Below are 20,387 nucleotides of genomic sequence, written 5' to 3'. Positions count from 1 at the left end.
TAGTCTGTGCCAGCTACTTGAGAGCTCGTGTCAGCCCATCACCGATCGCCATTCGAACTGCGATAGGCCCTTGGCGTTAGGCCGGTCCAACGGACGAACGCATGTGTGAAGGAAGAGACCTCGCTGTAGCCCAATAGCCACGCGATTTTGGAAATCGGCAGCTCCTCGTCTTCGAGGTAATGGCGGGCAAGGGCAATTCGAAACGCCTTGAGAACGTCTGAAAAGTCCGCCCCCTCCGACGACAACGCTCGAGCGAGCGTCCTGCGGCTCATGCCAAGACGACGCGCGACCGCCTCGGCATTGGCTTTGCCGTGCGGAAGCAGCTGGGCGATATGGCCTTCGACGCGAGAGCGCACGCTGCTTCGTCTCGATGCCCGGTTACGAAGCGCTTCGTCGGCATATTGGAGCAACATCCTGTTGAGATGCAGATCAGCACCCACGACAGGCAATGCGCCGATCCGGGACGGAAACAAGAGCTCGTCCCTGTCCGCTGCAAATTCGATCTCGCATCCGAGAAGGGATCGCACATCCAACGGCGTTTCTCGTCTGGCGTGCTTCAACTTGATTTGCTTCGGGACCAGCCTGCCGTCAGTCAGTGCGCGGCAAATACGGATCAGCGTAACCAGCCAGAATTCCGCATGGTGACGATCCGACGACCGATCGATGTTGACATATTCGAACCCGATGGCGAAGCAGCGATCCAGCGAGCTCCGCAACCGCACACCCTCGTTGTTAATCGCGCAGTAGCGTCCGCCGATTCGCAAGGCGTCAACGAGATGCTCCGATGAAGCCATGACGTAGTACAGAAGCCCGATCTCGCCCAGCTCGAAGCCTTGAGCCAGATGGAGTCCGAAGCAGTCGTCCTGCAATTCCCTTGCGGCGAGTTCGAGCAGCCTGACCTGCGCTCGCGCATCGATGCGGAGCTTGCGGTCCTCGACGTCGTCGATTGCCAGGCCCGCAGCTGACACGATCGGGGCCGGATCAACCTGCGCCTCGCGCAGCCGGGCACATGTGAGACGCGCGATTCCCCCGGCAGAGCTCGGTATTGACGGCAAGGCGCTTGCAAGGCGTATGGCGGTTTTCATTCGGCACCGAACTGTGTTCGTGGCGCAGCGTCGGGAGCTTCCGGGATCGGATTTTGACCTATGTCAAATGAGCCCATCCGGTCTGACACCATCTCGCAATTTAATGACCCGGGATCGCAAGACGCAACGGACGCAAATCGTCTAGCCGATTGCTTCGCGGCCACTCCATTGCTGCCTTGAAACGACGGCAGTCGGCTTCCAATTGGGCCCGCGCGGGGGCGAACTCGTCATGGGCTTGGTCAAGCATGCAAATTCGCTGGGACAGGCGATTGGCGCCGAAGCGAACGGCCATATGAGCTAGGTCGTGGTTGAAGAAACACGTGCCCAGCATAGCGGCATTCATCGTTCAGTTCATTACACGATCATTGAAGGCGAGGCTGCGGGCACCTGGCGTTACTCGTTTTCCGTCCGCGATCGCAACTTCTCGGGAACGGTTCAGGCGGTCCTGGGATTGCTCGCGGCACGCCGCGTAAGGATGAAGATCGATCGGGTGTTAAGGCAAAACGCGTCAATTGATGATCAACGCTCGCAGCGGCCGGAGAAGGAGGTCGAGACGGCCCCTCCGCTCGACCCACCGGCCGATCCCAAGGACTAGTGCGGCTGTGTAGCCGCTCTAGCCCGGCCGGAGCAACGCCACGACATCGCCCGCGCGCAGTGTCTGGCCGGGCTTCACAGGCACCGACGCGATGCGGCCCGCGGCGGGCGCGTGCACCGAAATCTCCATCTTCATGGATTCGATGATGGCCAGCACGTCGCCGGCCGCGACCTTGGCGCCCTCCTCGACCAGGACTTTCCAGATGTTGCCGGGCACTTCGGAGAAGGCGCCGATCTGGCCGTCGGGAATTCCCGTCGCCGTGACACCCGCATCGATCGACTCCACCGGCGTCTCGTCGAGCTTCATCTCGCGCCAGCGCTGGCGCTCGGCGTCGAACGCGGACTGCTGCGTCGCCTTGAACGCGGCGATCGACGGCCGCGCCTCGGCCAGCGACTTGGCGTAGTCGGCGTAGGAGAATTCGCCCTCTTCGATCCGGATGTCGTATTGCCCGTGCGGGAACGCGGCGCGCGCGTCGAGCAGTTCATCGGCGTCGACCGGGAAGAAGCGGATCTTGTCGAAGAACCGCAGCAACCAGGGATGATTGGGCTCGAACACCCGCGTGGTGCGCCAGGTGTTCCAGACCTGGATGGTGCGGCCGAACAGCTGGTAGCCGCCCGGCCCCTCCATGCCGTAGATGCACATATAGGCGCCGCCGATCCCGACCGCGTTCTCCGGCGTCCAGGTCCGCGCCGGATTGTACTTCGTGGTCACCAGCCGATGCCGCGGGTCGAGCGGCGTCGCCACTGGCGCGCCGAGATAGACGTCGCCGAGGCCGAGTACGAAATAGTCCGCGTCGAACACGATGCGGCGGACATCATCCTCGCTCGCAAGCCCGTTGATGCGCCGGATGAACTCGACATTCGATGGACACCATGGCGCGTCCGCGCGCACCAGCTCCTGATATTTGCGCATCGCGAGCTCGGCCTGCGGATCGCGCCACGACAGCGGCAGATGCACGGTGCGGCTCGGCACCCGCATGGCGTCAACCGGCGGCAATTCGCGCTCGATCCGGCGCAGCACGTCGAGCAATTTTCCGCGCGACAACGCGGTGCCGTCATAATGGATCTGCAGCGAGCGGATGCCGGGCGTCAGATCAATCAGGCTGGCGAGCTTCGCCTCTTCCAGCGCCTGCGCCAGCACGTGCACGCGCAGCCGCAGCGCGATGTCGAGCTCCATCGGGCCGTATTCGACCAGCAGATTGTCGTCGCCGGCGCGCCGGTACACCACCGGGATCGGGCCGTCATCGTTACGTCCGACAACTGCCGAGCCGAGCTCGGGCGCGCGCAGCACCGTGGGGCCGGCCACCGGATCGTCGCGTTTCACCGGCACGAAGCGGACGGTATCGCCGGGCCGGAGCTGACCGACCTTCCAGAGCTCGTCGCGGGCGACAACGGCCGGACAGACGAAGCCGCCGAGGCTCGGTCCGTCGGGGCCGAGGATGATCGGCATGTCGCCGGTGAAGTCGATCGAGCCGACCGCGTAGGCGTTGTCGTGGATGTTCGACGGATGCAGCCCGGCCTCGCCGCCATCGGCGCGGGCCCAGCGCGGCTTCGGCCCGATCAGCCGCACGCCGGTGCGCGCGCTGTTGAAATGCACCTCATAGCTTGCCGCGAACAGCGTTTCGATATCCTCGTCGAGGAAGAAGTCCGGCGCGCCGTGCGGGCCGTAGACCACGCCGATCTGCCACGCCGATGTGAGCTGCGGCCGCTCGTCCTCCGTGGCGCGCCGCGGCGCCGCAAGGCCCGATGGCTCGGCGCCGATATGCAAGACGTCGCCGGCCTTCAGCGAACCCGTCGCATGGCCGCCGAAGGCGCCGAGCGCAAATACGGCCCGCGACCCAAGAATTTCGGGCACGTCGATGCCGCCGCGCACGGCGAGATAGCTGCGCTGACCGGGACCCTTGATGCTGCCGATCGCGAGCGTCTGGCCGGCGCGCACGGCGAGCGGTTCGTCATACGCGACATCCGTGCCGTCGAGCGATGACCTCATCCGCGCGCCCGAGAGCGCGACGATCGCATCGGCGTTGAAGCGCAAGGTCGGTCCGTTGACCGTCAGTTCCAGTGCGGTCGTTACTTCCGGATTGCCGACCACGCGATTGGCGAGGCGAAACGACCGTTCGTCCATCGGGCCGCTCGGCGGCACGCCGACATGCCAGAGATGCAGCCGGCCGGGCAATTCCTGCACCCCGCTCTGCGCCCCCGGCGCGACCACCTCGATGGTGCGCGGGCGATAGGCGAACGCGCCGAGCACACTCGTTGCCACCTGGCCGCCGCGGAACACGTCGGATGCTGCAATCGCGCGCAGATAGTCCAGATTGGTCTCGATGCCGGCTACGACCGTATCGTCCAGCGCCTGTGAAAGCCGCGCGATCGCGGCCTCGCGCGTCTCGGCTGAGACGATGATCTTGGCCAGCATCGGATCGTAGAACGGCGACACCTCGGTACCGGTCTCGATCCAGCCGTCGATCCGCGCATCCGGCGAAAAGCTGACCTGCGTCAGGCGGCCCGCGCTCGGGCGAAAGCCGGTGCCCGGATTCTCGGCATAGAGCCGGACCTCGATCGCAGCTCCCTTTGGCGCGAGCGCGCCCGCCTGGCCGAGCACGTCGTCACCGGCCGCCTGCCGGATCATCCATTCGACGAGGTCGACGCCGGTGACCTGCTCGGTGACGGGATGCTCGACCTGCAGACGGGTGTTGACCTCGAGGAAATAGAAATCGTCGCGCTCGACGTCGTAGATGAACTCGACCGTGCCGGCGGACTCGTACGAGACCGCCTTGCCCAGCGAGACCGCGGCCGCGTGCAGTCGCCGGCGGATGTCGGCGGACAGCCCCGGCGCGGGCGTCTCCTCAAAGACCTTCTGGTTGCGCCGCTGCAGCGAGCAATCGCGTTCGCCGAGCGCGACCACGTCGCCCTTGCCATTGCCGAAGATCTGCACCTCGATATGGCGGGCACGGGCGACGAACCGCTCGAGATAGACCCGGGCGTCGCCAAAGCTTGCCCGCGCGGTGCGCTGCACCGATTCGAAGCGCTCGCGCAGCGTCGCCATGTCGTGGCACAGCTGCATGCCGATGCCGCCGCCGCCCGCCGTGCTCTTCAGCATCACCGGAAAGCCGATCGCTTCCGCCTGTTGCACCGCCTCGTCGATGGTCTCGAGCAGGCCTGAGCCCGGCAGCAGCGGCACGCCGCTGCGCTCGGCGATCTCACGCGCGCGGTGCTTGAGGCCGAAAGCGTCGAGATGCTCAGGCCGCGGCCCGATGAATTTGATGCCGTGCCCGGCGAGCCGCTCGGCGAAGCGGCGGTTCTCCGACAGGAAGCCGTAGCCGGGATGCACCGCCTGCGCGCCGGTGGCAAGGCACGCCGCCATGATCGCATCGACATTGAGATAGCTCTCCGCGGCGGGCGCAGGACCGATCCGCACCGCCTCGTCGGCGTCGAGCACCGGCCGGGTGAAGCGGTCGGCGTCGGAATAAACCGCGACCGAGCCAATGCCCATGCGGCGCAATGTTCTGCCGATCCGCCCGGCGATCTCGCCGCGGTTGGCAATCAGGACCTTGCTGAACATGCCTCACGCCTCCGGCTCGAAGATCGTGACCTGAACCGGCGTCGGGAAGAACCCGTTGCAGGGATTGTTGATCTGCGGGCAGTTCGAGATCAGGCACAGCACGTCCATCTCGGCCACCAGCTCGATGGCGTCGCCCGGCTTGGAGACGCCGTCGACCACGGTGAAATTGCCGGCGGGATCGATCGGCACGTTCATGAAGAAGTTGAGATTCGGCACGATGTCGCGCTTCGACATGCCGTATTTCGCGGCTTCGATCACGAAATTCTCGCGGCAGGCGTGCTGGTAGCGGGTCTGGTGCCCGAACCGCACGGTGTTGCTCTCGCAGGAGCACGCGCCCGCCGAGGTGTCGTGCAGGCCGCAACTGTCCGCTGTCACGCGCAGCATCACGCGGCCTTCGTTGGACATGATCCTGGTGCCGAGCCCGACATAGGCCGAGCCTTGCGCGCGCAGCGTGTCCTGGCCGCTGTAGCGCTCGCCGAAATCACCGGCGCAATAGAACAGCGTGTCGACCGCCTGCTGGCCATGGCTATCGGTGATCCGCAGCGTCTGCCCCTTGCGGATGATCGCCGACCACGGCTTGCGCGCGGGAATTTCGACATCGAGAACGATGCGGCCGCCGGTGCGAACAGATTGAACGGTCATCGCACGGCTCCTTCCAGGGTTTCGCCGAGATACAGCGCATTGTTCTGATAGGCGCGGACCGCTTCCGCGGTCGCGGTCCGGCACAGATCGTCGGCCGCGGGCGCGGCCGCGCGATAGCGCACGATCTCCACGCCCGCCTGCGGATAGGCTTTGGCGGGATCGAGCGGATGCGGGCAGTTCGACAGCGCGATCAGAAGCTCCATCTCCGCGCGCAGATCGACGAAATCGTCCTGCTGCCGCCGCTGCTCCGACCAGATGAACTTGCCGTCGGCGTCGGTCGCGACCGGCGCGAAGAAGCTGACACAGGGATGGACGTCGCGGCGATCAAGGCCAAGCTTGGCCGCGGCGAGAATGAAATTGTCGCGTGTGTTGCGGAAATTGCCGTCGCCGTATTTGGCCAGGTTGGTCGCCGCGGTCGAGCCGCCGACCACGGCATCATGCGCGGCGCTGCTGTCCTCGGTGATGCCGAGCAGCGCGCGCCCCATGTCGGACAGCAGCACCCGTCCCTTCTGCAGCCGCGCCGCCCACTGCACCTTGATGGTGTCGGCGTGGTTGAGCCGCTCGGTGGTGTCGGCGCTGTTCCAGGCGAGCAGGCTGACGGTCGACGCCCCCGACGTGTTGACGATGCGCAGGGTGTCGCCGCGATTCAGCCGCGTGGTCCAGTACCAGCCGGACGGGATCGTTTCACGGTGAATGACCGCGTCGTCATCGATCGGCGCGGCGTCGCGCGCAGTCGGCGCCGGCAGTGCTCGCGGCGCGTGCTCCTGTCCCGCCGCCTTCAACTCGTTATACCGCCGGGTATGCGCCGCGATCTCGGCCTTCTGTTCCTCTGAGAGGATCATGGTTGCTCCTTCAAGACGAGAGCGCCGGGCCGTCCCGGCTGATGCTCCTTGCCTGACCGGGTCGTCCCGGTCGGAGCTGGTTGAGTGATGGACCGCGGCTCCGCGCTGCGGCGCGGAAAGATCTCGAGGTCGCGCGACACGGTGGCGCCGTAGCGGTCGCGCTCCTCGGGCCGGTTGCGCTGCCGCTCCAGCGCGATCACGCGCGTCGCGAGTCCGAAGGCCTCGCTGAGGTCATGCGTCACCATCACGACGGTGAGATGGGTCTCGTTCCAGAGCCGCTTCATCAGAAGGTGAATGTCGGCACGAATACCCGGATCGAGCGCGCCGAACGGCTCGTCGAGCAGCAGGATCTTCGGGCCGCGCATGATCGCCTGCGCCAGCGCGAGCCGCTGCTGCATGCCGCCCGACAAAGCGGACGGATATTTGCCCTCCTGGCCGGCGAGCCCGACCTCGGCGAGCAGCTTCATCGCTTCCTCGGCGGCGGCGCGCCGCGCGGCACCGAACAGCCGGCCGGTGACTTTGGCGTCGCGCAGTTCGCGGCCGAGCATGACGTTCTGCAGCACTGTGAGATGCGGAAAAACCGAGTAGCGCTGGAACACCACGCCGCGGTCGGCGTCCGGCTCGCCGGGCAACGGCTTGCCGTCGACCTGGATCTGCCCGCGGGTCGGCTGCTCCTCGCCGAGCAGCATGCGCAGCAGCGTGGTCTTGCCGCAGCCGGACGGGCCGACCAGCGCAATGAAGGCGCGCGGCTCGACCTCCATCGTGATGCGCTCGACCACGATGTGGTCGCCATATTCCTTCCACACGTCGTCGAAACGGATCGCGCTCATTCCGCCCTCACCGAGGCAAACCAGGGAAACAGTTTCCGCTGCATGACACGCAGGCCGACATCGATCAGGAAGGCCAGCAGCGTAATCCAGGCGACGTAGGGGATGATGACGTCCATCGCGAGATAGCGCCGGACCAGGAAGATCCGGTAGCCGAGCCCGGAATCGGAGGCGATCGCCTCGGCCGCGATCAGGAACAGCCACGCCGGCCCGAGCTGCAGGCGCAGCACGTCGATCAGCCGCGGCAGGGTTTGCGGCATCGCGACCCGCAGCGCGATCTGCCAGGTCGAGGCGCCGAGCGTCTGCGCCTTGACGATCTGCTCGCGCGGCAGCTCCTGCACCTTCATGGCGAGATCGCGGATCATGCAGGGCAGCGTGCCGATCACGATCAGCGCGATCTTGGAATTCTCCCCAAGCCCCATCACGATGAACAGGATCGGCAACAGCGCCAGCGGCGGCACCATCGACGTGACGGACACGAACGGCCCGAGCAGCGCGTTGGCGCCCGGCAACAGCCCGATCACGATGCCGAGCACCAGCGCCGCCACCGTCGAGATCGCCAGCGCCGAGCCCAGCCGCCCGAGGCTGGCGACGGTGTCGGAGGCCATCAGATAGCTGCCGGTGCGCGGATCGACCTCAAAGGCCATCTGCTTGACGGCCTGCACCATGCTCGGCAGCGCCGGCAGCAGCTTGTCGTTGGGGTTCTGCGCGAGCCGCGCGCTGGAGCCGGCGAAGTAGGCGATTGCGACCAACAGGAACGGCAGCGCGAGCAGATAGAACCGCGTCTGCCGTCCCGGCCGTATGTTCACAAGTCGCATGGTCGGCTCCTGCCTGATGCGGCACTACATGGTCACAGCTTGCCCTTGGCGGCTTCGTCCATGTAGGTCGGGTCGAAGCGCAGCTTGACGTTCGCGTTGTCGCCCAGCACCGACTTGTCGGCGAGCTCGATGCCGACGGCGTCGGCCGACTTCGCCCCCTTGCCGAGCAGGTCCTTCTCGAACAAGAACTTGCGCACGCGATCCATGGTCACGCCGACGGTCTGGCTGCGCGTGAAGGCTTCGGCGTCGGTCGCCTTGTCGAACAGTTTTGTGGTCGAGAGCTGGCTGTCGAAGCCGGCGAGGTCGGTGCCGGAGGCCTTGGCCATCGCCTCCTTGGCGGCCTTCGCCGCGGCATCGTTCGCCGTCATCTTGGAGAGCGTCTCGTACCAGATGCCGACCAGCGCCTTGGCGAAATCCGGATTGTCCTTGGCGACTGCGGTGTTCACCACCATCAGGTCCATGATCTCGCCGGGGATCTGCGAGGAATCGAACACCTTCTTCGCGTCGGGCGAGCCGAGGATTTCGGTTACGATCGGATTCCAGGTCACCACCGCGCTGACGTCAGGCGTCTTGTAGGCGGCCGCGATATCGGCGTCGGAGGTGTTGATGACCTTGACGTCCTTCTCGCTCATCTTGCTGGTCTCGAGCGCGCGCGCCAGCAGATAATGCGACACCGAGAACTCGACCAGGTTGACCGTCTGCCCCTTGATCGCAGCGAGATCGGCCTTGTTCTTCAGGATCACCGCGTCGTTGCCGTTGGAGAAATCGCCCATCACGACCGCTGTGGTGTCGACGCCGCCGGCGGCCGGAATCGACAACGCGTCCATGTTGGTGATGGTGACGGCGTCATAGCCGCCGGCGGTGTACTGGTTGATCGATTCGACGTAATCGTTGAACTGCTTGACCTCGATCGCGATGCCGTATTTGTCGGCCCATTTCTTGACGATGCCGGTGTCGGCCGCATAACCCCACGGCATCCACCCGACATAGATCGACCAGGCGACCTTGAAGCTTTTCTTCGGCGCGGCGTCGGCCGCAGGCGCAGCCGCAAGCACGACCGCGCAGCCGATGACAACAGAGCGAAGGAAGAAAACGAATTTGTTCATTGCCGATCCCTCTTGCGAAATTTCACAAAAAGGGACTGGCGAAAAGACCATCGCTCCGCCAATCCCTTGGCTGACGAGGTCTCCCGGGCTTTTATCCCGCCGTGCACCTGCGGGGATGTCTCCCCCGCAAGCGGCTGCTCTCGGACCAGCACCTTGCTTGGCAAGGTCGGAACCCTAGCGGCCAACTCAACGCCATTGATGCACGAGGCGTGCCAGCTGACCGGCAATTGAATCTCATGAGATTTTTCGGCGCGCATCGCGGCGCCGCGACGGTGCCTTGCTTAAAGATTGCGCAGGCCTGCTCAGAATTGGCTCTGTCCTTTCGCCACCGGCGTCAGCAGGATCGCACGATTGTTGGTGTCGAGGGGAGTTCGATGCGCAAGCTTCTGAGCGTTCTGTGCGCCGGCCTCTGGCGCGGACTGCACGGCCGGTTCGGCCTAGTGCCGAAGTCTGACGTGAAAGGCTGATCGCAAGATCGCAGAAAAAGAGCCCCGCTCTGCAGCGGGGCCCCTGTCCACGGATTCTATTTCCGATCGGAATTTTGCGCCGGCGTCTGCGGGCTCTGGCCTGAGCCTGACGACGGCGGATTGTTGTTCTGGTTGGGCTGGCTGGACTGCGTGTCCCGGCCGGCATCTGGCTGGTTGCCGCTGCCCTGACCGACGGTCGACTGGTTCTGCGGTGCAGCCTGGCCCGTCGTATTCTGCTGCGGAGCCTGCTGCTGAGCGGACGGCTGATTTCCGCTCTGGCCGGTTGTCGACTGGTTCTGCGGCGAGTTCGCCTGACCCGTGGTCTGCCCGGTCGTATTCTGCTGGGCAGGCTGCTGAGCGCCGGTCTGGCCGGTCGACTGGTTCTGCGGCGCGTTGGTCTGACCGGTCGTCTGTCCAGTCGTGTTCTGCTGGGTGCGGCTCTGGCCGACCGTCGACGACGCGCCCGCGCCCTGACCGATCCGATCCGACAGGCCGAGTGCGGTCACCGTGCGCGTGTCGACGCTGCCGCTCGTGGTGATGCCCTCTTGACGCTGGAAAGTGATCAGCGCCTCGCGAGTCCGCGATCCCCATACGCCGTCGGCCTCGCCGACCAGCAGGCCGCGGTCGATCAGCACCTGCTGCACCTCGCGGATCTGCTGCGGGTTCAGGTCCATCATCGCGACGCTACCGCCGCCACCGCCGCCGCCGCGATGGCTGAAGCGCGTCCGCGGTCCGACCGGGACCACGTCGACGACACGGCGCTCGCGATCGAGGAACACGACTTCATCCTCGACGACGAAGAAGCTGTCGTCACGATAATACGGGAACGCATCGATCAGCGCCGGGAAGGCGGCGACCGACACCGCGTTGAACCTCCGCGGCACCACCACGCCCGGATTGACCGCGAAGTTGATCGTGCTGACATTGACGCGCGGGGCGTTACGCGCCGACAGCACCGAGCGCTGGATCGTACTCTGCTGCTGCGCGGTCACGGTGCGCCCAGCCTCGGTCTGGACCGTGGCGTTCGACGGGGCCTGGGTCTGAGCGGACGTCCCGGCTTGTCCCTGCGCCTGACCGGTGGTCTGTCCGGCGTTCGTCCGGTTTTGCGTCGTGCCGGACTGCGGAGCGGCCGCGCCCGTGGTCTGGCCGGCTCGCGTATTCGGGGCTGCCGTCGTGCTCGGGCCGGTGGTCGTGTTCGCGCCCTTTGCCTGGCCCGTGGTCGTGCTCTGGCCGGTCGTCGTGTCCGCCTTGCCTTGAGTCTTGCCTTGAGCCTTGTCCTGAGCCGTCCCTTGGCCGGTCGTGGTGCCCTGGCTACGGTTCGCGCTGTTGGCGCGATTCTCCTGCTGCTGGCTTTGCCGCGTCGTGGCGCTGCCGCGTTCGCGTGATTCGGATCGGCCCATCTGCTCGCGCTGGTTTCGGCTCTGGCCGACGGTCTGCTCCTGCCTGCTCTGGCTGCGCTGACCCTGCTCGGCGCGGCCGCTCTCGCGGGCTTGGCCGGTGGTCTGGCCGCGCTCGGCCGCACCGCGGCCCATCTGACCTTCGGCCCGACCGCTCTCTCGTGCGCCACCTTGGCCGCGACCGACCGTCACGCCTTCGCTTCGCGACGCCCCGGGACTGCCATGCATTGCGCCGCCGGAGCTGCCGGCCGACGAGCCTGCGGAACGGCCGTGTTCGCCACCGCCACCGCCTGCGCCGACGCTTCCGCCGCCACCTACGCTGCCACCACCCATGCCGCCCCCGCCGCCGCCCTCGCGCATGCCCTGCGCCGATGCGAGACTGACGCCGGCCAACAGCACGGCCGTCGTCAGCAGAAATTTGCTCTTCATGATCTTGCTCTGCATTACCAATTCCTCCTGGAGCTTGGCGGCTACCCGGATTGCGAAGCCGACGCCAATGGCCGGCACGCTCCGCACTGCGGCCGCGTTCCAACAAAACCGGCGAGGATGCGGCACAGCCGTACGCGCTTCTCACCGGTGAACTGTGAGAAAACAGCGGCGCCACCCGCACCGTTCCTAGATGCCGGCCCGACACGACATTTCGCACCAAGGGAACTGCCGCGCGATCATCCTTCAGGAACCGATGGCCGCGCTTTTCCGTTTTGAAATGAAGCGTGGGTTCGCCGTCACGTCGATGTTCAGCGAGCTCGCGCGGATCATCATCCGCTGCGACCGGCGGAGGATCGGAACAGGTTCCGTTCGGCCTTGAACATTTGCTTCGCCGTCAACGGCAGCACCACTGTGCCCACTCGCCGCCAGGCTTGTTGCAGGCCCGGGTTCGTTGCAGGCGCGCCGCCATTCGCAACCAATGCCCCCCTGCTCCGTTGACCGGCTGGGCAATCATCATCGAGGAGGATCCCATGAGGACGACAGGCCTTGTTCTTGCAACCGTCGGTGCGCTTGGGGTGAGCGCCATCGCAGCCCCGGCGCCCGCCGAAGCACGGTGGGGACACGGCGGGTGGGGGTGGGGTCCCGCGCTCGCAGGCGGATTGATTGCCGGCGCAGTCGTCGGCGGCCTCGCCTCGTCAGCCTACGGCTATCCGGGCTATGCCTATGGTTACGGCTACCCCGGCTACGGCTACGGTTATGGCTATTCGCCCGCCTATTACGGCTACGGCGGCTATGCCTATGACGACGGCTATTACGCTGCGCCGTACCGTTGGGGCGGCGGCTACACCACGACATATTATAGCGGATACCGGCCGGCCTATTACGGCTACCGCTATCGTCACGTGGTGCGCCCGGCATACGCCTATTATCGCGGCGGCTACCCGCGCTGGCATCATCGCTGGCGTCATTGGTGAGATCGGCCAGACCGACGCCGCGCAGCCAGCCGGGTTGAGCGGCAGCGTTACCCGGCGACCCGCAGCGCGGTCACCGCGACGCAGGCGTTGCCTAACGGAATCAGCACCACCTGCGCGCCGTTCGGCAGCGCCATCGTCGCGAGCTCACCGAGCGCGCCGGTCTGTCCGTTGAGCTTCGCGAGCTCGGCGGCAACCGTCGAGCAATTCTCCGTCCGCGGCGTCACCCGCACCAGATTGCCTTCGCAGGACGATCCAACCGGCGCGGCAAACACGATGCCGGCGGCCTGCTGATTGGCGGCGGGGGTGGCTTGGCTGGGCTGGTTAGGTGCGAGCGCGACGAGCGACTGCACCGAATGCGAATTGCCGGCCTTGGCGTCCCACTGCGACTGCGCGGTGTAGTTGGAGTTCATCGCGAGGCCGCGGCCGAGCGTCCCGAACAGATTGGCGCAGGTCACGATGTTGCCCTGCCGCGCGTGCTCGTCGAACACCGTCGGCTGCTGGCCCGCCTGCTGCGGCAGAACGGATGCCGCGGCCGACGGCGGCGGCGTTTCCTGCGGACGCTGCTTGTGCGGCTGCGGCTTCGCGGCGGCGGCGGGCTTTTTGGCCGGCGCGGGCGTCGCCGGCTGCAGCGGCATCGGCTGCGACTGCGCCGGCTGCATCTGCTGGGCATAGCCCACGACGCCGGCTGCACTGAGCGCCGCCACGACGACCGCCGTGAAAATCAGGATGGGGGTCTTCAGTCGCATCGGCGTATTCATCCTCTCGTCCCGCACCTCGATGCGGCGCTCCGGATTCCGGATCGGCATGCAGCTTGTCGTCTCATTTCAGTTTCGCCAGCACGCCGGACAGTCCGTCCAGCGGCGCCTCCAGCACGATCGGCCCTTGCGGCAGCTGATAGGACACGCGGCACGGCGTCGCCGCGCGGATGTGCCGCCTCAGCACGTTGCCGATCGCGACCGTGGCGAAGCAGAAACTGGCATCGCAGCGATCGGTCTGCGCGACGATGCGGTCCGGACTGTCGCCCATCGCGAGCTCGATCTGCGCGCCGACCCCGGCGGCTGCAGGAATCCGCATCGCCATCAGCGGTTTGCCGTCGGCGGTCGCGATCAGCGACCAGTTGAAGGCGACCGCGCCCTGCGCGTTGACGATCGATTGCGTGACGTTGCAGACGCGGCGCTTCGATTTGAGACTCTCGTCGCAGATCAGGGTCCAGTTCTTGAACGGCTGGATCATCCGCCTGAACTCGCCGAGCGTCTCGCCCTCCGGTACCGCGACGTCCGACGGCTTCACGGCATAGCCGGTAGGCGGCGCGCCCTGCGCGGCGGCGCCCGCCGCCGCCCCGAGCCAGATCATCAAAGCCAGACACGCCGGCCGCCTCGTCGACGCCGGCGTCAATTAAGCGTCAGGCTCACGCCGGCGCTGACGCCCCAGTCGCCACCCGCGGTGGTCGCCGCGGCGTTGCTTCGCAGCCGGCCGTTCTCGCTGGTGTAGCCGATGCCGAAGGCGAGCGCGCCCTGGCTGCGCCAGAGGCCGCCGCCCGCCGACGCGCTGACCTTGCCGGGACGGTCGTCATAGCGCAGCGATGCCGCGGCCATGCCGATCGCCGCGGCACGCCAGGCGTCCTGCCGCACCTCGCCGATCCGGCCGTTGAGCTGCTCGAACGCGCTGTTGAGCTGGTTGACGTTGACCGCATCGGTGCCGGCAACGCCGGCCGCGACGTTGCTGATCGTCACCGGCGCGCCGTTGCCGCTGTTCAGCGTCAGCTTGTTGGTGGTGTTGCCGGAGCCGTCGGTGTCGTAGCGGATCGAGCTCGAGGCGAGCGCCTGGAGCTGGCTGACATTGACCGCGTCGGTCGCAGCCGAGCCGGCGGCGACGTTGGTGACGCGGCGTTCGGCGCCGGACGAGCCGACCGACACTTCGCCGGTCGCAACGCCCGCGACGGTCTTGCCGACGACCGGCGTATAGGCCGCGTCGCTCAGATTGGCCGTGGTGGTGGCGTTGGCGCCGAGTGCCAGCGAGTTGGCCGCCGTCGCCTTGGCGCCGGCGCCGATCGCGACCGAATTGTCGGCCGATGCGGCCGAGCCGTTGCCCATCGAGATCGCATTGGCGCCGCTCGCGACCGACTGCGGTCCGATCGCAACGCTCTCCGCGCCGGTCGCGATGGAATCCGCCGCGGTCGAATTGGCGTGGAAATACTTCACGCCGCCACCACCGGTCGAGATGTTGCTCACCGTGGTGTAGAGAGCGGCAAGCGAGGTGTTGGTGGCCCAGAGCTGCGAGCCGTTGATCGCGTCGGTCGAGGTCTGGGTGATCTGGCCCGCGGCCACGTTGGTGATGGTGCGCTCCGCACCGGCGCTGCCGACACTGACGGTCGAGGTCGGCGTCGTGCCGGCGAAGTTGTAGGTGGTGCCGCCGATCGAGGTGCTCGAAGTCGCGACCACAGTGGAGGTGGTCGAATTGGCCCCGAGCGCGACGTCGCCGGCCTGCGCCGTCGCCTTGGCGTTCGGACCGAGCGCGACGCTGGTCGGGTTGGTGGTCTGGGATCCGGCGCCGATCGACACCGACTGGACGCCGCTCGCCTGTGCGCTGGTTCCGAACGCGATCGAATCGGCAAAGTTGGACACCGAATTCTGGCCGATCGCGATGCCGCCGGGCGCGGTCTGCGCCACGGTTGCGCCGAAGCCCATGCCGATGCCGTTGTCGCCATTGACCACGGTCGCAGGGCCAACCGCGACCGAATTGTTGCCGACCGCGAGCGAGTCGGCGAGCGTCGAGTTGGCGTGGAAGTATTTCGTCGTCGTGGTCGCGAACGATGTCAGCGCGCCGGTCAGCTGGCGCACGGTGACGGCGTCGCTTTCCTGGGTGCCGTCGGCGACGTTGGTGATCTGCCGATAGCTCGTCGCATTGCCGACCGACACCGCGCCGAGCAGCGCGAGATCGGTGGTGTTGTAGGGGATGATAGTGCCGCCGATCGTGCCGGAAGCCGGCGCGAGCGCGCGGTTGGAAATCGACCCCGAGCCGAGCGCAACGCCATCCGCCACCGAGGCCTGGGTGTTGAAGCCGAGCGCCGTGGCATTCGCCGCCGTCGCCGACGCGGCAACGCCCGCCGCCATCGAGTTGACGCCAGTCGCGCCGTTGTTGTTGTAGTTGGCCTGCTGGGTGCCGCCGTCGTTGACGCCATAATAATGCGTCAGGCCGTTGCTGACGACGGTCGACAGGCTGTCGATCGCCGAGGTCGCGGCAAACAGCTGCGAGCCGTTGATCGCATCGGTCGAGCCGTTGCTGACCCGCCCCGCCGCGACATTGGTGATGGTGCGCTCATTGCCGACCGAGCCGACGCTGACCGTCGAGGTCGGGGTGGTGCCGGCGAAGCTGTAGGTATTGCCGCCGATGACGATGCTCGCGGTTTGAACCGCCGTGCCGGTCTGGCTGCCCGAGCCGAGCGCGATGTCGTTGGCGTTGGCGGCATTGGCGCCGTTGCCGATCGACACCGAGCCGCTGCCGGTCGCGGTCGACACCGGTCCGATCGCAACCGAATCGGTGCCCACCGCGGAGGAATCCGCCAGCGTCGAATTGGCGTGGAAATATTTGATGCCGCCGCCGGTGTTGATGTTGTTGACGGTGGTGGCGAGGCCGTCGACCGCCTGGTTGGTGGCCCAGAGCTGCGAGCCGTTGATCGCATCCGTCGAAGAGTTGCTGATCCGGCCCGCCGCGACATTGGTGATGGTGCGCTCGGCGCCGAGCGCACCGACGCTGACGGTCGAGGTCGCCGTCGTCCCCGCGAAGCTGTAGGTGGTGCCGTTGATCACCGTGTTCGGCGTGTTGACGGCGGCAGCGGTGACGCTGCCGGAGCCGAGCGCGACATCGCCGGAGCTTGCCGCCGCCGTGGCGCCGTTGCCCAGTGCGATATTGCCGGCAAGGCCGGCGGCCCCTGCAGTGGAGCCATTGCCGAGCGCCACGGAGCCCTGCCCGATCGCCTTGTTGTTGTTGCCGATCGCGACTGCGCCGTTGGCCTGGTTGGCGGCGGTGGCGGTGGCCGTGCCGTCACTATTGGCAATGTTGTTCGCGCCGCCGGTGAAGGCGCCGGTGCCGCTGGCATAGCTGGGATCGCCGATCGCCACGGCGCCGTTGCCGTAAGCGACGTTGCCGGCACCGATGGCGACAGCCTTGCCGCCGGTTGCGGTCGCGCTGGTACCGATGGCGACCGCGTCGGCGGAGTCCGCTTGCGCGCTTGTGCCCACCGCGATGGCGTTGGAGCCGCCCGCAAAGGAATTATTCCCCAGCGCGGTCGCGCCCCCCGACCCTCCGTTCAGCCCGCCGTCGGTTATGGCGTTAAAGCCCAGGGCGACGTCGTTCGTCGCAGTTGCGAATGCGCTCGCGCCGACGGCGGTTGCGCTGGTGGCCTGTGCCTTGGAGCCGATGCCGAGTGCGGTGCTAGCGATTCCGCGTGCGCTGGCACTGACGCCGGCAGCGAGAGAGTTGTCTCCTGCCGCGCTCGCTCCAGACCCGAATGAGGAGGCGTTTTGGCCGCTGGCAACGGCCGTGTTGCCAACCGCAGTGCTGGCGGCGGCGCTTGCACTTGAGGCGGTGCCGATCGCCAGCGAGCTTGTACCAGCGGCACTGGCCCCAACGCCGGTCGCGATCGAATTCACGCCACCGGAGTTCGCATTGTTGCCGAGCGCGACGCCGCCCGTCGCCGCAGTGGCGACGACCGCGCCCGATCCGATCGCGACCGAGCCCCCGGTACTCAGCGCCTGTGCCTGGTTGCCCAAAGCCACGGCGAAGGCTCCGGCCGCGTTGCTGGAGCTGCCTCCGGCGAATGAGTTGATCCCCGACGCGACCGCCTGCTTGCCAAGCGCAGTCGAGCTGTCTCCCGAGGCAACGGATGCCCAGCCTCCGGCCCATGCATAGTTAGCGCTGGCCAAGGAGCTGACGCCGACCGCGGTGGCGTTGCCTCCGGTGGCATTGGCGAAGGTACCCAAGGCACTGGTGCCGGCGCCGGTGGCGACGGCTTGAACGCCGAGCGCGACCGAATTGACGCCGCTCGAGACCGTGCCCTGGCCCAGCGCCATCGCGCCGCCGGTGCCCGTGGCCTTCGCGTTCAGGCCAAGGGCCACCGAGTATTGTGCTGACGCAACGGAGGAACGTCCGACCGCAATCGCGTCGACCTGGGATGCCGTTACGTCCGTGCCGATGCCGATGGCACTCGTAGCGAGCGCGCCGGTTCCGGCAGCCGTGCGCGAGCCGAGATAGAGAGAGTTTAGCTGTGAAGCGATCGACTGAAATCCGATCGCGATGGCGTTCTGGGCGCCTGCGCTCGTGCTGGTGCCCTGGGCAACGGCATCCAAGCCGGCCGCATTTGCTCCGCTTCCGATCGCGATGGCGCGCAGGCCGCTGGCCGACGAATTGGTGTCGATCGCGACGGAATCGGTGCCGGTTGCACTTCCACCGCCAAGGGCCACACTTCCGGCACTCGCAGCCGAGGCGGTTATCAGCGCGACTGCCAACGCACCAAGCGTCGTCGCGACGGTTGACCCGCCAACTCCCAAAGCCCCAAGTCCCAACCGATCGCGCTTCACGCCGAGCGCCCGATGCGCCAACCGCAGCACCGCCATCAGCCGCCGCCGCAGCGAACGGCTGTCCGTATCGCCCGTTGCGACCCAGCTCCGGACGAAGCCGGTGCGGCCCTGATGCTTCAGCGATCTTGTTGAGTTGTGTGCGACAGCCATGGTGCGCCCCTTTCGCGACATCTTGAAAAGACGCCGGAGGCGACGCGCCATGGACCGGGCCGACGCGCGGGCCCGCCGGCCGCACGCGCAAAAAAATAACGATGATCGTACACACGATCATCGTCCCGTCCTGGCCAACGATGTGTCGAATTCAACGAGCGCGATCTTGCCACCCAGCGCTCGCCCGACTGCCCCATCAATGTGCCCCGAGTCGTCATAAACGAAAATGATAGACACATATTTGACAACGTCACTCAGCAGGCCGTCCAAATAACGCGCAGATCGTCTCACAAGTTGAATGATTTGCTCGATTCACCGTGAGTTGTTTGCGCTCATCTCAACCGGTAGTTGATCGACGGCGCATGCGTTCGCGCATCTCGCGCGGGCTGACGCCGAATTCGCGGCGGAAGGCGCGGGTGAAATCGGACGCCAGCTTGAAGCCGTGGCGATAGGCGATCTCCTGCACCTGCCTGCCGGTGGACGAGACAAGTTCTGCATGTGCCGCGCGCAGCCGCTTGCGCAGGATGTAGCCGGCAACGCCGCCGACGCTCTCGAATGCACGGTAGAGGGCAGAACGCGAGATCCGCAATTGCTGCGCGATGCGGTCCGGCGTCAGGTCGAAGTCGGCGAGATGCGACTCTATATAAAGACGCGCACGCTCGAACAGCACCGACTCGATCGCGCCGCGCGCCTGCTCCAGCCGATCCGAGGAGAGCTGGATGCACGCGGCGATCATCTGCGCGGTCGCCCGCCCCGCCTGCCTCAACTCCTCCGAGGACATGAGGGTGATGCGCGTTTCGAGCCGGTCGAGGTAATCGGCCAGCAATTCGATCAGATTGCCTTCGAGTAGAATATTGCAGACACCGTCGAGCTGATCGGCCACATCAGCGAACGACTGGCGCGGCAAGCCCAGCACCAGGCCGTCATAGTCCGTGATGCTGCCGCGGAAATCCTGGTCGAGCGAGATCAGGAACATGGCGCCCGGCCCGGCGTGAATCCGCCGCTCTGCGGTCTCGAAGCGAGCTTCTCCGGAGCGCACCCGGTACAGCCACCAGATATCGACGGGCGTGCCATGCGACGGCTTGATGACACGGGCGAATGATTGCGCGGCGAATCGCCCCGACGTGAAGACGACATCGGCCATGTTGCAGGTCAGGTACTCCACCAGGAACCCGCGCGCAGGGCCATGACCTTCCGGTGGCGCAACGTCGACCAGCGAAGCCATCCGCGTTTTCCAGACCTCGAACTGCTCCGAGGGCGGATAGTATCGTGTCGAGAACAGCCGCGGCGGCGCGGCGGTTACATCCCTGATGTTTCGCGGCTCGCGCGGCAAGGGAACGTGTTCCAGGAGCTGCGCTGCGTGTGCCGGCGTCTTGTCGTCTGGTTGCATGTACTTTCGTGCCCCGTTGGCGCGAACGACGAACGTTGGCTCAACGGAAGCGCATTCCCAAGGTTGCGTCGCCGGCCGCTCACAGACAGGCGAATTTCGGGGAGGCTAAAGAGGCATTTCGGGATGCGGACACCGACGGCTTACGCCGGCCGCTCCCGATAGGGTTGACGCAGGTTCCTCTGGCAGTCGTGCTCGCACATGGCGTTCATCATTGTCGCGTCATTGCCGTGTCCGGCTCGGATGCTCCGTCACGAGCAGGCTCGACTGATCTAGAGAACAATCTGCGCGAGAACCAGAGGGGCGGCAACGCGCGGCGTGCAGAAATCCAAAATTGCGTTCATGCGATGCGATCGGGCAACGCATCATCGCGGAGTCTTCAGAAAATTTTCTCGATCTCCGCGGCTGGACGAAACGCATGTCGCTGCAACGGCGCGACCTAAGCACGGTAGATGACATATCGAGAATCCCGCGCATGATCGCATTGCGAACGCTCTTGCCCAATCATGCGGCAATCCACTGCGTGCG

14 protein-coding genes and 1 riboswitch are annotated in these 20,387 nt (G+C 66.3%); of the genes, 2 read left to right on the top strand and 12 right to left on the bottom strand.

Annotated elements, in window-relative coordinates; translation table 11 throughout:
* Positions 1 to 38 precede the first annotated feature (38 nt).
* Positions 39 to 1,085 (bottom strand): AraC family transcriptional regulator, encoded by a 1,047-nt coding sequence (locus XI02_RS07820; RefSeq protein WP_244980787.1) that lies wholly within the window; start codon positions 1,083 to 1,085, stop codon positions 39 to 41.
* 304 nt (positions 1,086 to 1,389) lie between these two features.
* Between XI02_RS07820 and XI02_RS07815 the strand changes: the two genes are divergently transcribed.
* On the top strand, positions 1,390 to 1,680 hold the full coding sequence (locus tag XI02_RS07815) for a hypothetical protein (RefSeq protein ID WP_194483384.1): 291 nt from the start codon (positions 1,390 to 1,392) through the stop codon (positions 1,678 to 1,680).
* 18 nt (positions 1,681 to 1,698) lie between these two features.
* Here XI02_RS07815 and uca read toward each other — a convergent pair whose 3' ends face one another.
* From uca to XI02_RS07780, 7 genes are all read right to left on the bottom strand, one after another.
* Positions 1,699 to 5,241, bottom strand: a complete 3,543-nt coding sequence (gene uca / locus XI02_RS07810; RefSeq protein ID WP_172648645.1) for an urea carboxylase — start codon at positions 5,239 to 5,241, stop codon at positions 1,699 to 1,701.
* 3 nt (positions 5,242 to 5,244) lie between these two features.
* Positions 5,245 to 5,883: an urea amidolyase associated protein UAAP2 gene (locus XI02_RS07805; RefSeq protein ID WP_172648646.1), complete on the bottom strand. Its 639-nt coding sequence runs from the start codon at positions 5,881 to 5,883 to the stop codon at positions 5,245 to 5,247.
* Complete coding sequence (locus XI02_RS07800; RefSeq protein WP_172648647.1) at positions 5,880 to 6,725, bottom strand: urea amidolyase associated protein UAAP1; 846 nt, start codon at positions 6,723 to 6,725, stop codon at positions 5,880 to 5,882. Before XI02_RS07800 ends, XI02_RS07805 begins: the two co-directional genes overlap by 4 nt.
* Positions 6,722 to 7,555, bottom strand: a complete 834-nt coding sequence (locus tag XI02_RS07795) for an ABC transporter ATP-binding protein (protein ID WP_172648648.1) — start codon at positions 7,553 to 7,555, stop codon at positions 6,722 to 6,724. Before XI02_RS07795 ends, XI02_RS07800 begins: the two co-directional genes overlap by 4 nt.
* Positions 7,552 to 8,370, bottom strand: a complete 819-nt coding sequence (locus tag XI02_RS07790) for an ABC transporter permease (RefSeq protein WP_137476924.1) — start codon at positions 8,368 to 8,370, stop codon at positions 7,552 to 7,554. The genes XI02_RS07795 and XI02_RS07790 overlap by 4 nt, the downstream gene beginning before the upstream one ends.
* A 32-nt stretch (positions 8,371 to 8,402) precedes the next feature.
* A complete protein-coding gene (locus tag XI02_RS07785; protein WP_172648649.1) occupies positions 8,403 to 9,476 on the bottom strand; it encodes a putative urea ABC transporter substrate-binding protein in 1,074 nt (357 codons plus the stop codon).
* A 78-nt stretch (positions 9,477 to 9,554) separates the two neighbouring features.
* A riboswitch (guanidine-I (ykkC/yxkD leader) is annotated at positions 9,555 to 9,665 on the bottom strand.
* Positions 9,666 to 9,999: 334 nt separating this feature from the next.
* Entirely contained in the window at positions 10,000 to 11,784 is a 1,785-nt protein-coding gene (locus XI02_RS07780; RefSeq protein WP_244980788.1) for a peptidoglycan-binding protein, read from the bottom strand.
* 515 nt (positions 11,785 to 12,299) lie between these two features.
* Between XI02_RS07780 and XI02_RS07775 the strand changes: the two genes are divergently transcribed.
* The gene (locus tag XI02_RS07775) at positions 12,300 to 12,743 is read left to right on the top strand and encodes a hypothetical protein (protein WP_026192223.1); all 444 of its coding nucleotides are present in this window, start codon (positions 12,300 to 12,302) and stop codon (positions 12,741 to 12,743) included.
* Between the two features lie 47 nt (positions 12,744 to 12,790).
* On the opposite strand, the gene XI02_RS07770 is transcribed toward XI02_RS07775, so the two are convergent.
* The 4 genes from XI02_RS07770 to XI02_RS07755 form a co-directional block, all read right to left on the bottom strand.
* Complete coding sequence (locus XI02_RS07770; RefSeq protein WP_172648650.1) at positions 12,791 to 13,549, bottom strand: hypothetical protein; 759 nt, start codon at positions 13,547 to 13,549, stop codon at positions 12,791 to 12,793.
* A 13-nt stretch (positions 13,550 to 13,562) separates the two neighbouring features.
* Positions 13,563 to 14,096 (bottom strand): invasion associated locus B family protein, encoded by a 534-nt coding sequence (locus tag XI02_RS07765; RefSeq protein ID WP_172648651.1) that lies wholly within the window; start codon positions 14,094 to 14,096, stop codon positions 13,563 to 13,565.
* Between the two features lie 38 nt (positions 14,097 to 14,134).
* Positions 14,135 to 18,472: an S-layer family protein gene (locus XI02_RS07760; protein ID WP_172648652.1), complete on the bottom strand. Its 4,338-nt coding sequence runs from the start codon at positions 18,470 to 18,472 to the stop codon at positions 14,135 to 14,137.
* Between the two features lie 337 nt (positions 18,473 to 18,809).
* Positions 18,810 to 19,697, bottom strand: a complete 888-nt coding sequence (locus XI02_RS07755; protein WP_244980789.1) for an AraC family transcriptional regulator — start codon at positions 19,695 to 19,697, stop codon at positions 18,810 to 18,812.
* Between the last annotated feature and the right edge of the window lie 690 nt (positions 19,698 to 20,387).

This window comes from Bradyrhizobium sp. CCBAU 21365 (assembly GCF_015291305.1).
Taxonomy (GTDB): Bacteria; Pseudomonadota; Alphaproteobacteria; order Rhizobiales; family Xanthobacteraceae; genus Bradyrhizobium; species Bradyrhizobium elkanii.
The sequence above is the reverse complement of the archived record's forward strand: the minus strand, read 5'-3'. Positions and strand labels throughout refer to the sequence as shown.